Here is a 14,253-nt window from a genome sequence, read left to right as displayed (position 1 = left end):
GGCCCCCAGGACGAGAGCCAGCCGGCCCCGTGCGACCGGGTTTATACCCCCCGGGGTATAGTGGACGCATGTTCCGATCCACCACCCTCCCCGCGTGGCGCACCGTGCTGGTCGTGGTCGCGCACCCCGACGACGAGTCCTTCGGACTCGGCGCGCTGATCGACCGCTTCGTGCAGCAGGGCGCCGAGGTCGACCTGCTCTGCCTCACCCAGGGCGAGGCCTCCACACTGGGCGCTGACCTCGGCGACCTCGCCCCGATCCGGGCGGCCGAACTGCGCGAGGCCGGAACCCTGTTGGGTGTGCGCAACGCGTGGCTGCGCCAGTGGCCCGACGGCGCCCTGGCCTCGGTGGCAGACGACGCCCGCGCCGATGTGGACTGGGCGCTCGACCAGTCCCGACCCAATGGCGTGCTGACCCTCGACCCCTCGGGCATCACCGGGCACGACGACCACCGCGCCGCCACAGCACTCGCCCTCTCGGCGGCCACGGCCCGCGACCTCCCGGTGCTGGGCTGGACGATTCCCGAGTCGGTCGCCCACGCACTGTCCAAGGAGTTCGGCGTCGAGTTCCTCGGCCACCGCGAGGACGACTGTCACCTCACGATCGAGGTCGACCGCACGACCCAGCGCAAGGCCGTGATGGCGCACGCCAGCCAAGCCGTACCCGGGAGCGTGCTGTGGCGACGACTTGACCTGTGCGGCGAGCGCGAGGTGCTCCGCTGGCTGACCGACCCCGAACCGACGACCACCATGGAAGCGACCCGATGATCCGCCGCCGCACCCTGCTCGCCGCCCTGGGCGCCAGCCCGTTCGCCGCCGCAACCCTGTCCGGCTGCTCCGACGACACCCCGGACACCGCAGACGCGGGCGCCCCAGCCAACGGCACCCCGGCCAACGGCACCCCGGCCAACGGCGCCGAGGTCGACGTGGCCACCTTCGTCGAGGCGATGAAGGCCCCGGGCACGGTCGTGCTCGACGTCCACACCCCGGCCGAGTTCGGCCAGGGCCACCTCGAGGACGCCATCAACATCGACGTCGAGGCCGCGGACTTCTCGTCCCGGGTCGGCGCCCTCGCCAAGGACGTGCCCTACGCGGTCTACTGCCGAAGCGGCAACCGCTCGGGCGTCGCGGTCCGACAGATGACCGACCAGGGCTTCACCTCGACCTACCACCTGGCCGGCGGCATCAGCGCGTGGCAGGCAGCCGGGCTCCCGGTCGTCACCGGCTGATGCGACCACCCTGAAGGCTGGTGCCGCGCCATGCGCCCGACCCGATGGCGCGGGCTCGTCCTAGCCTCGAACCACCCCAACAGGAGGCGTGATGCCGAAGAAGAGCACCGAGTGGAGCGCCAAGCGTGAGCGCCAGTACGAGCACATCAAGGACGGCCTGACCGAGCGCGGCACCAGTGAGGACGAGGCGCAGGAGATCGCCGCACGCACCGTCAACAAGGAGCGGGCCCGCGCCGGTGAGTCAGTCACGGCCAGCAAGACCTCGACCGATGACATCTCCTCGGGCCGCCGCGGCGGTCTGCGGTCGCACCAGGGCAAGGGCGGACGCACCCGCGACCAGCTCTACGCCGAGGCCCAGAAGAAGAACGTCAAGGGCCGCTCGACGATGACCAAGGAGCAGTTGCGCAAGGCCGTCGACGGCGACGGCCGCCGCGACGGCTGAGTCGCGCAGTCCCCCCGAGCGCCCCCGATCGCGGGGCGTCGTCTGTTGATCCCACGGACGAGTGCGTCCCTACGGGTGGGATTGTCCCCACCCCCCCGACGGCGGCGCGACCTCGTCCAGACTGGAGAGCATGACTCGACGCATCCTGATCACCGGCGCCACTGGCGGCATCGGCCTGTCGCTGGTCGAGCGACTGGCTTCTGACTACGACATCGTCCAGCAGGGACGAACCCCGCGCACCGACCAGCAGGAGAAGGTGCTGCGCAAGGCCGACCTCAACGACTACGCCGAGGTGCTGCCGTTGATGGAGGGCGTCGACACCGTCATCCACCTGGCCGGTTCCGCCTCTCCCGAGTCGAGTTGGGACGACGTGCTCGAGGCCAACATCGTCGGGCTGCGGAATGTGCTCGAGGCGGCCCGCGAGAGTGGGGTGCGGCGGGTGGTGTTCGCCTCGTCCAACCACGCGATGGGCATGTACGACCGGCTCGAGCAGTGGCCGGTCTACCCCGACCAACTGCCGCGCCCGGACTCGCTGTACGGGGTGTCGAAGGTGTTCGGCGAAGCGCTGGGCAGGTACTACCACGACCACTACGGCTTGGACTTCATCGCCCTGCGGATCGGTTGGATGACCGACGACCCGCTGGACTCCGACGTCGAACTGCTGCACGCGATGTGGTTGAGCGAGGACGACTGCGAGCAGTTGTTCCGCCGAGCGATCGAGGCCGAGGTGACCTTCGGGCTGTTCTACGGCGTCTCGGACAACCAGAACCGGCGTTGGAGCATGACCAACACCATGCTCGAGCTGGGCTACCGCCCCAAGGACACCTGGACCGACCTCACCGATGCCGACGAGCAGGTGGTCGAGGGTGGGGCCGATTCGCCCGACGACTGGCCGAAGAACTCCTGACGGCGTCGGCCCCGCCGGGGCGCGGGGCGCCTCAGTGGGTGTCGCCGAGCAGCGGCAACTGCTTGAGCAGTTCGACCAGCGTGATCACCTGCCGTGGCACGTACTCAGCGATGGTCAGCCCGACCAGGTCGGCCGCGCCGGCGACGTCGTTGATCACCCGGACGACCTGGGTGCTGCTCAGTCCGCCGGGGTCAGCGCCGAGACCCAGCACGACCTCGTTGCCGTCGATGGTGTCGACGTCGAAGTGCACGGCCACCTTCGAGCAGCCAGTGCCGCGCAGCCAGGTCAGCAACGGCTCGGAGTCGGTGCGCAGGTCGTCCGGGGCGAAGGTGGCCAGCCCCCACTCCCGGAAGTAGGGCTCCTGATCGTCGTCCCAGGCGTGCAGGCCGGTCAGCGCGACCCGGGAGGCATCGACGGTGGCCGGGAGCGCCTCGACGAACTCGGCGTCACCATGGCCGAGCAGCACCGAGACCGCCATCGCGTGGTAGCCGTCGTAGCTGGCCTCGGGCATGCCGGTGTCGGGGTGGGCGTCGACCCAGACGACGGCCAGGTCGTCGCCGTACCGCCGGGCCAGGTGGGCGAACGGGGCGACGCTGACCGAGCACTCCCCGCCGAGGGTGACGACCCGCTCGGGGTTGCGCTCGTCCAGCAGCCGCAGCGCCTCGCGCAACTGGTCGAGGACGATGCTGCGGGCATAGATGCCGTCGGTGACGGTCAGGTCGCCCTGCTCGGACGAGACCGGGACGACCACGGTGTCGGCCCCGCCGACGGGCGCGACCAACTCGAGGATGCGGGAGCCGAGGCTGTAGCCGCGCTGGGCCGCGGCGTACGGCATCGGGGCCGTCAGCGGCGCCACCGACTGCGGTGAGGCGCCCTGCCACTGCGGCCACACCAGACGAAGTACCGGGGTGGACTCACTCATGGCTCGATCGTGCCACTGACCTTGGGCGCGGAGGGGCCGCGCGTTGGAGGATCATACCCCCAGGGGTATCATGACGGCATGGCCCTCCAGACCGACGACGCCCTGACCCGCGCCACCCGTACCGGGGTGGTCGGCCCACTGCAGCAGGGGCCACGCACGGTCCGGCCGGTCAACCTCGCCTGGTGGACGCGCCGTCGGGTGGTGGCGGCACTCGTGCTGGTCGCGGTCATGGGCTGGGCGTACTGGAGCGCATCGGCCGGCACGGCCAGCCCCTGGCTGGTCGGTGCGCTGGCGATCGGCGGCGGGGTCAGCCTGGCCACCTTCGTCCCCGCGCGCGGGCAGGCGTTCAGTGAGGCGCTGGGCGGATCGTGCGGGGTGATGGCCGGGGTGTATCCGCTGCTGGCTGCGATGGCCATCACCATGCCCGGCCAGCAGTGGCTGGCGGTCGTGATCATCGGGTGGGGCCTGCTGCAGCGCCTGACCCGCACCGGCTGCAGCATCTGAGACACCCCCGTTTCCGAGCAGCTGAAGCACCCTGCGGGTGCCCGACTGCGCCATGATGGCGGCCATGACCGAGCGCGACCCTGATCCCGACGTCGAGGCGTTGATCGAGGCCACCACCCCAGCCGTGCGCCAGCGCGATGCCCGCACCCTGCTCGAGATCTACCGTCGGGTCACCGGGCAGCCGGCACAGCGGCGTGGCACGATCATCGGTTTCGGCAGCTACCGCTACCGCTACGAGTCCGGCCACAGCGGGGAGGCCGCTGCGGCCGGGTTCGCTCCACGCAAGGCGGCCACCAGCATCTACCTGCTCGATGGCATCGATCGGCACGCCCAAGCCCTGGCGAAGCTCGGCTCGCACCGCAGCGGGGTGGGCTGCCTCTACCTGACCAACCTCGACAAGATCGACCTGGCCGTGCTCGAGCGGGTCATCGCCGACTGCTATGCCGCGCTGACCAGCGACACCTGGCCGTGGCGAGCGGGCCGGTCCGAGGCTGCCGACTGACTCAGCCGGCCGACTCGTCCTCGGCGTCGGGGGCGGGCTGCACCGTCCACTCCGGCGGCTCGTCCTTGCCTGACTTCTCGTCGGCCTCGGCGTCCTCAGCGGTGGCCTGGGTGATGCCCTGGGCGTGGTGGCTGGGGGCGTAGATCACGTAGAGCCTCATGGGTTCGTCCCCGGTGTTGATCACGTCGTGCCACATGCCCGCGGGTACGAAGACGGCCCACCCGTCACTGACCTCCTGCTCGAAGTCGAGTTGGTCCTCCTCCGGACCCATGACGGCCTTGCCCTGACCGGCGTCCAGACGGACGAACTGGTCGGTCTCGGGATGCTTCTCCAGACCGATCGACTTGCCTGGCTCGATCGACATCAGCGTCATCTGCAGGTACTTGCCGGTCCACGCGACGTGGCGGTAGTTGGTGTTCTCGACCGTTGCCTTCTCGAGGTCGAACGAACTCGGTTCGGGGCCGACGTCCTTGATGGCCATTCCGGCCCTCCTTCCTGGTAGGGGTGCACCCACCAGTCAACTCCTCCGAGCAAGGTTTCGGGCCCACTCCAGCTCGCCTCACCGGGCAAGACGGGCGCTACCGGCCCGAAGGGGTGTGAAACGCTGCCTCCGAGGCAGCACTCGCACCGCTAGAGAGAGACCCAGATGTCGACCGTGACGTTCTTCCGAGGCCAGCAACTCCCCCTCGAGATGCACAAGGTGCGCATCATCCAGAAGCTCAACCTGCGCCCGATCGAGCAGCGGCGAGAGGCTATGGCCGAGGCCGGTTACAACACCTTCCTGCTGCGCAACGCCGACGTCTTCCTCGACATGCTCACCGACTCCGGCGTGAACGCGATGTCAGACCAACAGCAAGCGGCCATGCTGATCGCCGACGACGCCTACGCAGGCTCGGCCACCTACACCCGGCTGCACGCCAAGCTGGTCGAGATCTTCGGCATGGAATACTTCCTGCCCGCCCACCAGGGACGCGCCGCCGAGCACATCCTCGCCCAGGGTCTCGTCCGCCCCGGCACCGTCGTGCCGATGAACTACCACTTCACGACGTCCAAGGCCCACATCACCAATGTCGGTGCCGAGGTGGTCGAACTGATCACCAAGCCCGGGCTCGAGGTGACCAGCGACCACCCGTTCAAGGGCAACCTCGACGTGGCCGCCCTGGCCGAACTGATCGCCGAGCGGGGTGCCGACGCCGTCAGCTACGTGCGGATCGAGGCCGGCACCAACCTGATCGGCGGTCAGCCGATCTCGCTGCAGAACTACCGCGAGACCACCGAGCTGTGCCGCAAGCACGGCATCCTCACCGTGCTGGACGCCTCGCTGCTGGCCGACAACCTCTACTTCATCAAGATCCGCGAGGGCGAGGCCGCCGACATGTCGATCCCCGAGATCACCCGGGCGATCGCCGACTGCTTCGACGTCATCTACTTCTCGGCGCGCAAGCTCGGTTTCGGCCGCGGCGGCGGCATCTGCATCCGCGAGGAGGCGCTCTACAAGCAGTTGCGCGGGCTGGTGCCGATGTTCGAGGGCTTCCTCACCTACGGCGGCATGTCGGTGCGAGAGATGGAGGCGATCACCGTCGGGCTCGACGAGACCATGGACTTCGACATGATCCGGCAGGGCCCGCAGTTCATCGCCCACATGGTCAACGAACTGCTCAAGCGCGACATCCCGGTGATCACCCCCGCCGGCGGCCTGGGCGCCCACGTCGACGCCATGCGGTTCCTGCCGCACGTGCGCCAGCAGGAGTACCCCGCGGGTGCGCTGGCGACGGCGCTCTACATCGCCTCCGGCGTGCGCGGCATGGAGCGTGGCACCCTCAGCGAGCAGCGCGATGCCGACGGGGTCGAGCCGATGGCCGACATGGAACTGGTGCGCCTGGCACTGCCCCGACGGGTGTTCACCCTCAGCCAGGTCGAGTACGCGATCGACCGGATCGACTGGCTGTACCAGAACCGCGACCTGATCGGTGGGCTGCACTTCGTCGAGGAGCCCGAGATCCTGCGGTTCTTCTACGGCCGTCTCGAGCCGATCGGCGACTGGGCCAACAAGCTCGTGGCCGCGTTCCGCAGCGACTTCGGCGACAGCCTCTGAGTCCAACCCTCGACGTTGGCTCCACCTTCGTTCATCGGGATCGCGGAAACCGGTTGAGGGTCCTGTCGGTGCGTGCGAGGGTCGACGAAACCCTTGTCGCCCTCGTCCGCGAGGTGGTTCTTCCACACACCTGCGGGGCAACTCGTCCCACCTGCAGGAGGCTCGTCCACCGCATGCATGGCGAGGCACCATCGGAAGGCCCGTCATGGTCACTGTCGCCCCGTCCCCGGCCCGCCGCCTGTGGGCACTCATCTCGGTGCTGGTGCTCGCCGCCGCCTCGACGCTGCTGGTGCCGATGGCGCCGGCCTCGGGCGAGGCGACCACGACGGTCGCGGTCAACCTCGAGGGCCCGGCCCGGTTCACCGTCGGCGACGACATGGCCTGGGCCGATCCCGCCTTCGACGACAGCGGCTGGGACCAGGTCACCGTTCCCTACAACAACCACCCGGCGTTCGCGACCTACGACGGCTTCGGCTGGTACCGGATCACCTTCGACCTGCCGGCCAACGCCGCCGGGGCGAACCTGGTGGCTGCGCTGGGCTACATCGACGACGCGGACGAGGCCTACCTCAACGGCGTGCTGATCGGGAAGTCGGGCAGCTTCTCCCCTGCTGACAGCCAGTGGTTCGAGCGCCGGCTCTACCCCGTGCCTGCCGATGCACCGGTCTACGGCGGACGCAACGTGCTGGCGGTGCGGATGCTCGACATGAACGGTGGCGGCGGCTGGTACCAGGGCCCGATCGGCATCTACTCCAAGGACGCCCTGCGCGAGCAGGTGCACGGCATCACCGGCACCCCCGCCGACGCCAAGACCACGGCTGCGGTGAGGCGCACGCTGGAGGCCCAGCGCCAGGCGCTGGCGTCGGGCAACCTGTCGCGTTACCTGTCCACGCTGCGCGTCGACTACAACCACGACGGCCACGACAAGGACCGTCGCGCCGAGCGGCTGCAGGGTTGGCTGGACGAGTCGGGCGGCAGCCTGACTCTGGTCGACAGCGAAGTCGAGGTGATCGTCACCACCGATGGACGCCTGCTGGTCGACACCAACCGCAGCATCACCGGCACCCGCGGTGGCGAGGAGTACGCGGTCCAGCCCAGGCAGCAGGAGTTCCTGGTCTTCGACACCAACAGCACCAAGGAGATCGGCAACCACTCCCGGTTCTTCCGCGACCACCTCGACTCGACCCTCGAGGTGCCCGGTGAGATCACGGCGCGCGAGTTCGTGGTGTACCTGCCGCCGTCGTACCACCTCAACCCCGACCGCGAGTACCCGGTGGTCTACCTGCTGCACGGCATCAACGGCGGCAGCCGCGAGTGGGAGCCGCGCGACTTCGGCACCAGGCTCGACGAGTTGTTCACCACCGGCGGCCTGGCCGAGACGATCGTGATCATGCCCGACGGTGAGTCGCTGTGGTACTCCAACACCCCCGAGGTGAAGTGGCGCGACATGTTCATCAACGAGATGGTTCCCACGGTCGACGAGGCCTACCGCACGATCGCCGACCGCGAGTTCCGCGGGCTGTCCGGGGTGTCGATGGGTGGCTACGGCGCGTGGCAGATGGGCTGGAGCCATCCGGAGTTGTTCTCGTCCATCGCCACCCACATGGCCTCGCTGAGCTACACCGGGGTGCGCGGCTACACCGTGCCGACCACGCTGGCGAACACCCTCGACGTCGACCTGCTGCGTTCCTACAGCTACTACGCCGACGTGTGTGCCCAGGACTGGTACGGCTTCGCCAACGGCCATCGGACGATGTCGAGCCGCCTGACCGCGCGCGACGTGCCGCACACCATCGTCATCATCCCCACGGGTGGGCACGACGACGCGTGTTGGATGCCCCGCATCAGTGACTCGTTCGGCTCGCACTCGGATCACTTCCGGGCCCACGGGCTGACGGAGCCAACGAACCCGCCGTGCCCCGGCCAGTCGTGCACCGCTCCGGGACGTCGCCGCTGACGGACGCGACCCCCTCAGGGGTGGGCTGGGCTCCCCACGGGTGAGCGCGTCCCTTGGCGCGGATCATGATGGGCCATGGAGTCCCTCTGGTTCGCCACCCACCCACTGCCTCCGCGTCCTGATGCCCCCTTCCACGAGGGTGCGGTCTTCGATGTCGTCGTCGCCGGCGCCGGACTGACCGGGCTGACCACGGCCCTGCTGCTGGCCAGGGCGGGTTCCAGGGTCGCCGTGCTCGAAGCCCGCCACGTCGGGGCTGTGACCACTGGCAACACCACCGCGAAGGTGTCGCTGCTGCAGGGTCGGGTGTTGTCCGAGATCACCCGCCACCACCCGACCGACGTGGCTCGCGCCTACCTCGAGGCCAACCGGGCCGGGCAGGACTGGCTGCTGAAGTTCACCGCCGAGCAGTCGATCCCGCACCAGCGCCGCGACGCTTGGACCTACGCCACCACCCGGCGTGGCCGGGCACGGCTCGAACTGGAGTACCAGACCGCACACGCCGTCGGGCTCGAGGTGGGCTGGACCGACGAGACCGAACTGCCGTTCCCGGTCTGGGGTGCGATCACCCTGCCTGCTCAGGCGCAACTGCATCCGCTCGAGGTGCTCGACGCCATGCTCACCGAACTCGACGCGCTCGGCGTCCCCGTCATCGAGCAGGCCCGAGTCGTCGACGTCGAAGTGGGCTCACCGGTGCGGGTGGTCACCACCCAAGGCTCGCTGGCCGCCGACCGGGTGGTGCTCGCCACCGGCACCCCGATCCTCGACCGTGGCGGGCACTTCGCACGCCTGGTCCCGCAGCGCTCCTACGCCACCAGCCACCGGGTCCCCGGAGGGCCGGCAGCGATCCCCCGAGGCATGTACCTGAGCGTGGACGACCGCACCCGGTCGCTGCGCACCGTCCCGCTGGGCAAGGGGGCACTCGACGGCGACGGTGCGCTCGACGAGGGCGGCGAACTGCTGATGGTCGGCGGCAACGGACACGTGACCGGACGTCGGGACGACACCTCGTCCGCAGTGGACGACCTCACCCGCTGGACCCGTGAGCACTTCGAGGGCGCAGAACGGATCCACGCCTGGTCGGCGCAGGACTACCAGGCAGTGGGACGACTCCCGCTGGTCGGTCCGATGGCCGCCACCGGTGGCCGCGTGCTGGTGGCCACCGGGTTCAACAAGTGGGGCATGACCAACGCGGTGGCCGCTGCGTTGAACCTCACCGCCCGTCTGTCCGGGGAGCCCTTGGCCTGGGCCGCCACGCTGGACCACCTCCCGATCTCGCCCGCCGGGCTGTCCAGCGCGGTCGTCCCCAACGCCGAGGTCGCCGTGGAACTGGCCAAGGACTGGGTGCGCGCCGAACTGCGCCCCTTGCCGACCGATCTCCCGGCCGAGGGCGCGGGGGCGGTCGGACGCGGGGCGCGGGGGTTGCCCGAGGCGGTCTCCACCGTCGACGGGGAGACCTGCCGGGTGTCGGGGGTGTGCACCCACCTCGGCGGGGTGCTGCGCTGGAACGATGCCGAACGCTCGTGGGACTGCCCCCTGCACGGCTCGCGATTCGCCCCCGACGGGGCCGTGCTCGAGGGACCGGCGGTTCGCCCTCTGGCAGCCACCGCCGATCACACGCCTGACCCCGACGCCGCCGTCGCTGACTAGGGTCGAATCATGGAGACACGTGCATACGGTTCAACCGGCCTCGAGGTCAGCGTGCTGGGGTTGGGCGCCAGCCAGATCGGCAACAAGTTACTCGACGACGCCGAGGTGGGACGCCTGCTCAACGGCGTGCTCGACGCCGGCATCACCCTGATCGACACCGCCCACTGCTACGGCCAGAGCGAGGAGCGGATCGGCCGCTACATCGCCGACCGCCGCGACGAGTACGTGCTGAGTTCCAAGACCGGACACCGCGTCGACGGCGTCGAGGACTGGACCGCCCAGGCCGTGCGTGAGGCGGTGGAGCTGTCGCTGACCAGGATGAAGACCGACCACATCGACGTCATGCACCTGCACTCGTGCTCGCTGGACGACCTGCAGACCCCGGGCCTGATCGACGAACTCGACAAGCTGGTGGCCGAGGGCAAGATCGGTTTCGCGGCCTACAGCGGTGAGAACGACGCGCTGAAGTGGGCCGCTGAGTCGGGACGCTTCGCCTGCCTGGAGACCTCACTCAACGTGGCTGACCAGTGGAGCTTGGGCAACGTGCTGCCGCTGGCGGCCGAGCGTGGTCTCGGCGTGATCGCCAAGCGTCCCGTGGCCAACGCCTGGTGGCTGGACCAGACCCGTCCCGAGGGCAAGTACGGCGAGACCTACTGGGATCGGATGCAGGTGCTGGCCTACGAGACCGACCTCGAGCCCCTCGACCTGGCGCTGCGCTTCGCTGCGTTCGCCCCGGGGGTGTCGTGTGCGATCACTGGCTCGACCAACCTCGACAACCTGCGCCGCAATGTCGAGGTGGTCGGACGAGGCCCGCTGCCCGAGGAGGTCGTCACCCACGTCCGGCAGCGCTGGGCCGAGGCCGGCAAGGACGACTCGGGCGTCGAATGGCCCGGTGAGGCCTGAGCACAGGATCGTCCCACTCAAGCGGCAGGCACCACCTGCGGCAGTCCCGCGTTGAACAGCGCCTCGACACAGGCGTGCAGGCTGAACCCCGCGCCGGCGTGGCGCGGGAAGATCCGGGCGGGGCTGGCTGGGTCGTCCACGACCATTGCTCGAGCGAGGTCATCGGCCAGCAGCCAGATCGGCAGGTCGTGTTTCGCCCGCCACGTGCCGGTGATCGGCTCGCCGCTGGGCAGGGCGAAGGCGAAGCGATCGGTCGTCCCCGACTGTCTGGTCAGCCTGATCCCACCCTCGTGGACGAAGACGTGGTGACGTCGGCACAGCAGGATGAGGTTGTCGAGGTCGGTCGGCCCGCCCTGCGACCACTGCACGAGGTGATGGGCGTCCAGGTGGTGGGTGGTGCTGCATCCGGGGAACTGGCATCGGGAACGGTCGCGGATGCGGAGTGCGCGACGTTGGGCACGGGTCGCGAGGCGGGTGGTTCGTCCCAGGGCGAGCACGTCACCGGACGCGGTGACCACGGCCCCGAGCAGGGTGGCAGTACAGGCCAGACGCTGCGCCGTGGCGGCCTCGATCGGCCCCTGACCCTCGATGTGGCAGGTCTGGGCCTGAATCGAGTGCTCGACGTCGTGGCTCGTCGGGGCCGTTTCAGGTGGCTGGGACGTTCCCGCGGGAACGTCGTCCAGCGGGAGTGAGGCATCGGGCTCGGTGCCGGAGCTGGCCTTCGGAGACGATCCCTGCGCCCTGCGGGACGCCGACTCGATCGCCGCTTCGACCACGGCCGCCTCCTCGGCAGCAAGCACGACGGTCATCCTGACCAGGCCGTCGGGACGGCTGGTCATCGACAGTCGGCGCTTGGGTTCGGCGTCGATCCTGGTGCCTGCGGCGGTACGGAAGGCCGAGACCGTCCTGGCGACCTGACTGGCCGTCATCTCCAGTGCGAGTTCGCAGAGCTTGTCCTCGTCGACCTGCCCAGCCACCCGGGTGAGCTCGCGCGAGCACATCGCTCGCCGCTGACACTTCCGCATCGTTTTCCCACAGGCTCGGCGACCTCCCGGGAGACGCCGCTGAGGCACGGTCGAGGGGGAGCCCCGCCCGAGGGGAGTCCTGCCCGGCGCTAGGCTCGCATGCGTGCCGAATCCCCTTCCTCAGCTCCGCAAGCAACTCGCCCGGGGAACCCGTGCCGCAGCCTTCACCGGCATGCGCCTGGGGTTCGGCATCGGGGAGTGGGTGGCCCCAGGGCTGTCCGCCCGGGCGGCGCAGAAGTTGTGGCTGTCGGTGCCGGCCGCACCACCGTTCGAGCGCCGCAACCGCGGCCTGAGCACGGGTGATGTGAGCGTCGTCGAAGTCGGCGGCACCCCGGTGCGGGTGCACAGCTGGGGCGAGGGACCGGCGGTACTGCTCGTCCACGGCTGGTCGGGGTGGTACCAGCAGTACGCGGTGCACGTGCAGCCCCTGGTCGACGCCGGGATGCGGGTGCTGGCCTGGGACGCACCCAGCCATGGTGAGACCGGGCCGGGTTCGTTCGGGCGCGGACGCTCGGGGATCACCGACCTGCGCGACGCCGTGCTCGCGGTGGGTGAGTGGCTGGACGAGCCGGTGCGCGGGGTGGTGGCCCACTCTGGTGGGGCGATGGCCTCGGTGCTGGCACTGCTCCATGACGGGCAGCGTCCCCTGCAGGCAGAGAAGGCAGTGCTGCTGGCCCCGTCGGTCGACGTGACCGACATGCTCGGGCTGCTGAAGGGACGACTCCACTGGGGTGATCGCACCGCGAGGCTCATGCTGAGCAGCTTCGAGCGCGAGTTCGACCTCGACATGGGCGACTTCAACCTGATTCCCGCCGTGGAGGCCCATCGGCGTCTGCTGCCCGAGGTGCTGTTCCTGCACGACGTGGACGACCCCGAGACCCCTGTCGAAGGAGCGCATCGGCTGGCGGCGGTGTGGCCGGGCGCGCGGGTCGAGACCTCGTCGGGGCTGGGGCACCACCGCATCCTGTGGGCCGACCGGACGGTCAAGCGGGTGGTGGAGTTCCTGGCGCCCTGAGGCGCGACGTTCCCGCGGGAACGTTCCTGCAGAGGGCAGGGTCCTTGGGCGTGAGTCCTCAGCCGCGGGACTCGTCCGAGAACTGGGCGACCCGTTCCTCGAACATCCGGTGCAGGCGGCGGCTGACCAGCAGGGCCACCACGACGACCACCGCCAGCAGCACCCACCCCACGCCCGAGACCCACGACTGCGCCGCCGTGCCGAGCAGCCCGCCCAGCAGCGTGATCGCGCCGGCCCACGCCGCGGCACCGATGGCGTTGGCCAGCAGGAAGCGCCGGTGGTGCAGCCGCAACGACCCGGCCAGGGGTCCGGCCAGGATCCGCAGCAGGGCGACGAACCTACCAGCGAAGACGGTTCGCGCCGTAACGCTGGAACAGGTGGGTGGCACAGGCCACGTGCGCAGGAGAGAAATGGCGCGGGAACCGTCGTCCCAGTCGGACGAACAGCTCGGGCCCCAGACGTCGTCCGATCGCATAGCCCACGCTGTCACCCACGACAGCGCCCACCCAAGCGGCCACGAACACCCCGACCAGACTGACCTGCGCGGCGGGGTGGGTGGCCAGCAGCGCGGCGGCGATCAGCCCGGTCTCGCCCGGGACCGGAACACCGAGGCTCTCCAGTCCGACGAGGCCCGCGACGGTGCCGTAGACGACAGGCCCAGACAGTCCCGCGAGGAAGGTGGAGATCGACACGTTGCTCCCTCCTCTGCCCCGGGGGGTACCAGTCTGCTCGGCACGGCGAACGAGTGAAGTGTAGGTCGCCCACCTGTGGGACGGATAGGGTGATTGCGTTCGTTGGCTCAGGGATCCCAGTGCCGGTGGATTCGAACGCCACCCGGTTGTGTCGGGAGCCCTGTGCTTGGCTCTCTCCATCGTCCGCCTGCTGAGTGAGTGTCCACTTCGGGCGCTCGAAGGGAAGGTGGTGTCCATGAAGAAGGTCAGCAAGAACAGGTGCAAGAGCAACGACTCGAAGGGTCCTCGCAAGTTCTACCAGTACGTACTTGAGACGATCTGGGCGGGCGCTGCGAGTGTGACGGTCGGGCACTGGGTTCCCTGAGCCAACGAACCCACCATGAAGCAGTGGGGAGCGGCTTGGAGCGGGGCTTG

At 69.6% G+C, this 14,253-nt stretch carries 16 protein-coding genes; 11 read left to right on the top strand and 5 right to left on the bottom strand.

All coding sequences use genetic code 11. The features are described 5' to 3' along the window. Positions 1–68: 68 nt before the first annotated feature. The 4 genes from IE660_RS07710 (at position 69) to IE660_RS07695 (ending at position 2,577) form a co-directional block, all read left to right on the top strand. The gene (locus IE660_RS07710; RefSeq protein WP_203567748.1) at positions 69–767 is read left to right on the top strand and encodes a PIG-L deacetylase family protein; all 699 of its coding nucleotides are present in this window, start codon (positions 69–71) and stop codon (positions 765–767) included. After that, positions 764–1,228, top strand: a complete 465-nt coding sequence (locus IE660_RS07705; protein WP_203567747.1) for a rhodanese-like domain-containing protein — start codon at positions 764–766, stop codon at positions 1,226–1,228. The genes IE660_RS07710 and IE660_RS07705 overlap by 4 nt, the downstream gene beginning before the upstream one ends. Before the next feature lie 91 nt (positions 1,229–1,319). Next, entirely contained in the window at positions 1,320–1,670 is a 351-nt protein-coding gene (locus tag IE660_RS07700) for a plasmid stabilization protein (protein WP_203567746.1), read from the top strand. A gap of 130 nt (positions 1,671–1,800) precedes the next feature. Continuing rightward, entirely contained in the window at positions 1,801–2,577 is a 777-nt protein-coding gene (locus IE660_RS07695; RefSeq protein ID WP_203567745.1) for an NAD-dependent epimerase/dehydratase family protein, read from the top strand. A gap of 31 nt (positions 2,578–2,608) precedes the next feature. Here IE660_RS07695 and IE660_RS07690 read toward each other — a convergent pair whose 3' ends face one another. After that, positions 2,609–3,499 (bottom strand): arginase family protein, encoded by an 891-nt coding sequence (locus IE660_RS07690; protein ID WP_203567744.1) that lies wholly within the window; start codon positions 3,497–3,499, stop codon positions 2,609–2,611. 78 nt (positions 3,500–3,577) lie between these two features. Between IE660_RS07690 and IE660_RS07685 the strand changes: the two genes are divergently transcribed. Continuing rightward, complete coding sequence (locus tag IE660_RS07685; RefSeq protein WP_203567743.1) at positions 3,578–4,003, top strand: hypothetical protein; 426 nt, start codon at positions 3,578–3,580, stop codon at positions 4,001–4,003. A 64-nt stretch (positions 4,004–4,067) separates the two neighbouring features. After that, entirely contained in the window at positions 4,068–4,505 is a 438-nt protein-coding gene (locus IE660_RS07680) for a DUF1801 domain-containing protein (protein WP_203567742.1), read from the top strand. Between the two features lies 1 nt (position 4,506). Here IE660_RS07680 and IE660_RS07675 read toward each other — a convergent pair whose 3' ends face one another. Beyond that, positions 4,507–4,986, bottom strand: a complete 480-nt coding sequence (locus tag IE660_RS07675) for a cupin domain-containing protein (RefSeq protein ID WP_203567741.1) — start codon at positions 4,984–4,986, stop codon at positions 4,507–4,509. Positions 4,987–5,151: 165 nt separating this feature from the next. Here IE660_RS07675 and IE660_RS07670 point away from each other — a divergent pair, with 165 nt between their 5' ends. The 4 genes from IE660_RS07670 to IE660_RS07655 all read left to right on the top strand — a co-directional run bounded on the left by IE660_RS07670 (position 5,152) and on the right by IE660_RS07655 (position 11,107). Beyond that, entirely contained in the window at positions 5,152–6,600 is a 1,449-nt protein-coding gene (locus IE660_RS07670) for a tryptophanase (RefSeq protein WP_203567740.1), read from the top strand. Positions 6,601–6,805: 205 nt separating this feature from the next. Then, positions 6,806–8,557, top strand: a complete 1,752-nt coding sequence (locus tag IE660_RS07665) for an alpha/beta hydrolase (protein WP_203567739.1) — start codon at positions 6,806–6,808, stop codon at positions 8,555–8,557. Positions 8,558–8,632: 75 nt separating this feature from the next. Then, positions 8,633–10,204 carry an FAD-dependent oxidoreductase gene (locus IE660_RS07660; protein ID WP_203567738.1) on the top strand — a complete coding sequence of 524 codons (1,572 nt, stop codon included), beginning with the start codon at positions 8,633–8,635 and terminating at the stop codon, positions 10,202–10,204. A 9-nt stretch (positions 10,205–10,213) separates the two neighbouring features. Then, complete coding sequence (locus tag IE660_RS07655; RefSeq protein WP_203567737.1) at positions 10,214–11,107, top strand: aldo/keto reductase; 894 nt, start codon at positions 10,214–10,216, stop codon at positions 11,105–11,107. A 17-nt stretch (positions 11,108–11,124) separates the two neighbouring features. On the opposite strand, the gene IE660_RS07650 is transcribed toward IE660_RS07655, so the two are convergent. Further along, entirely contained in the window at positions 11,125–12,108 is a 984-nt protein-coding gene (locus IE660_RS07650; RefSeq protein ID WP_203567736.1) for an HNH endonuclease, read from the bottom strand. A 127-nt stretch (positions 12,109–12,235) separates the two neighbouring features. On the opposite strand from IE660_RS07650, the gene IE660_RS07645 reads away from it, so the two are divergent. Next, positions 12,236–13,147, top strand: coding sequence for an alpha/beta fold hydrolase (locus IE660_RS07645; protein ID WP_203567735.1), 912 nt, complete (start codon positions 12,236–12,238; stop codon positions 13,145–13,147). 58 nt (positions 13,148–13,205) lie between these two features. Here IE660_RS07645 and IE660_RS07640 read toward each other — a convergent pair whose 3' ends face one another. Both IE660_RS07640 and IE660_RS07635 read right to left on the bottom strand, forming a co-directional pair. Then, positions 13,206–13,439, bottom strand: coding sequence for a hypothetical protein (locus tag IE660_RS07640; protein WP_203567734.1), 234 nt, complete (start codon positions 13,437–13,439; stop codon positions 13,206–13,208). Between the two features lie 46 nt (positions 13,440–13,485). Next, entirely contained in the window at positions 13,486–13,839 is a 354-nt protein-coding gene (locus IE660_RS07635; protein WP_203567733.1) for a DedA family protein, read from the bottom strand. Positions 13,840–14,253 lie beyond the last annotated feature (414 nt).

This window comes from Aestuariimicrobium ganziense, assembly GCF_015352975.1.
GTDB lineage: Bacteria > Actinomycetota > Actinomycetes > Propionibacteriales > Propionibacteriaceae > Aestuariimicrobium > Aestuariimicrobium ganziense.
Note: the sequence above shows the minus strand (reverse complement) of the source record. Positions and strands in the feature narration are given on the sequence as shown.

Bases quoted from the DNA above. Each gene is read 5' to 3' on its own strand.
- IE660_RS07680 (WP_203567742.1), top strand. From the start codon at position 4,068: ATGACCGAGCGCGACCCTGATCCCGACGTCGAGGCGTTGATCGAGGCC.
- IE660_RS07685 (WP_203567743.1), top strand. From the start codon at position 3,578: ATGGCCCTCCAGACCGACGACGCCCTGACCCGCGCCACCCGTACCGGG.
- IE660_RS07660 (WP_203567738.1), top strand. From the start codon at position 8,633: ATGGAGTCCCTCTGGTTCGCCACCCACCCACTGCCTCCGCGTCCTGAT.
- IE660_RS07675 (WP_203567741.1), bottom strand. From the start codon at position 4,986: ATGGCCATCAAGGACGTCGGCCCCGAACCGAGTTCGTTCGACCTCGAG.
- IE660_RS07700 (WP_203567746.1), top strand. From the start codon at position 1,320: ATGCCGAAGAAGAGCACCGAGTGGAGCGCCAAGCGTGAGCGCCAGTAC.
- IE660_RS07695 (WP_203567745.1), top strand. From the start codon at position 1,801: ATGACTCGACGCATCCTGATCACCGGCGCCACTGGCGGCATCGGCCTG.
- IE660_RS07710 (WP_203567748.1), top strand. From the start codon at position 69: ATGTTCCGATCCACCACCCTCCCCGCGTGGCGCACCGTGCTGGTCGTG.
- IE660_RS07665 (WP_203567739.1), top strand. From the start codon at position 6,806: ATGGTCACTGTCGCCCCGTCCCCGGCCCGCCGCCTGTGGGCACTCATC.
- IE660_RS07670 (WP_203567740.1), top strand. From the start codon at position 5,152: ATGTCGACCGTGACGTTCTTCCGAGGCCAGCAACTCCCCCTCGAGATG.
- IE660_RS07690 (WP_203567744.1), bottom strand. From the start codon at position 3,499: ATGAGTGAGTCCACCCCGGTACTTCGTCTGGTGTGGCCGCAGTGGCAG.
- IE660_RS07705 (WP_203567747.1), top strand. From the start codon at position 764: ATGATCCGCCGCCGCACCCTGCTCGCCGCCCTGGGCGCCAGCCCGTTC.
- IE660_RS07655 (WP_203567737.1), top strand. From the start codon at position 10,214: ATGGAGACACGTGCATACGGTTCAACCGGCCTCGAGGTCAGCGTGCTG.
- IE660_RS07650 (WP_203567736.1), bottom strand. From the start codon at position 12,108: ATGTGCTCGCGCGAGCTCACCCGGGTGGCTGGGCAGGTCGACGAGGAC.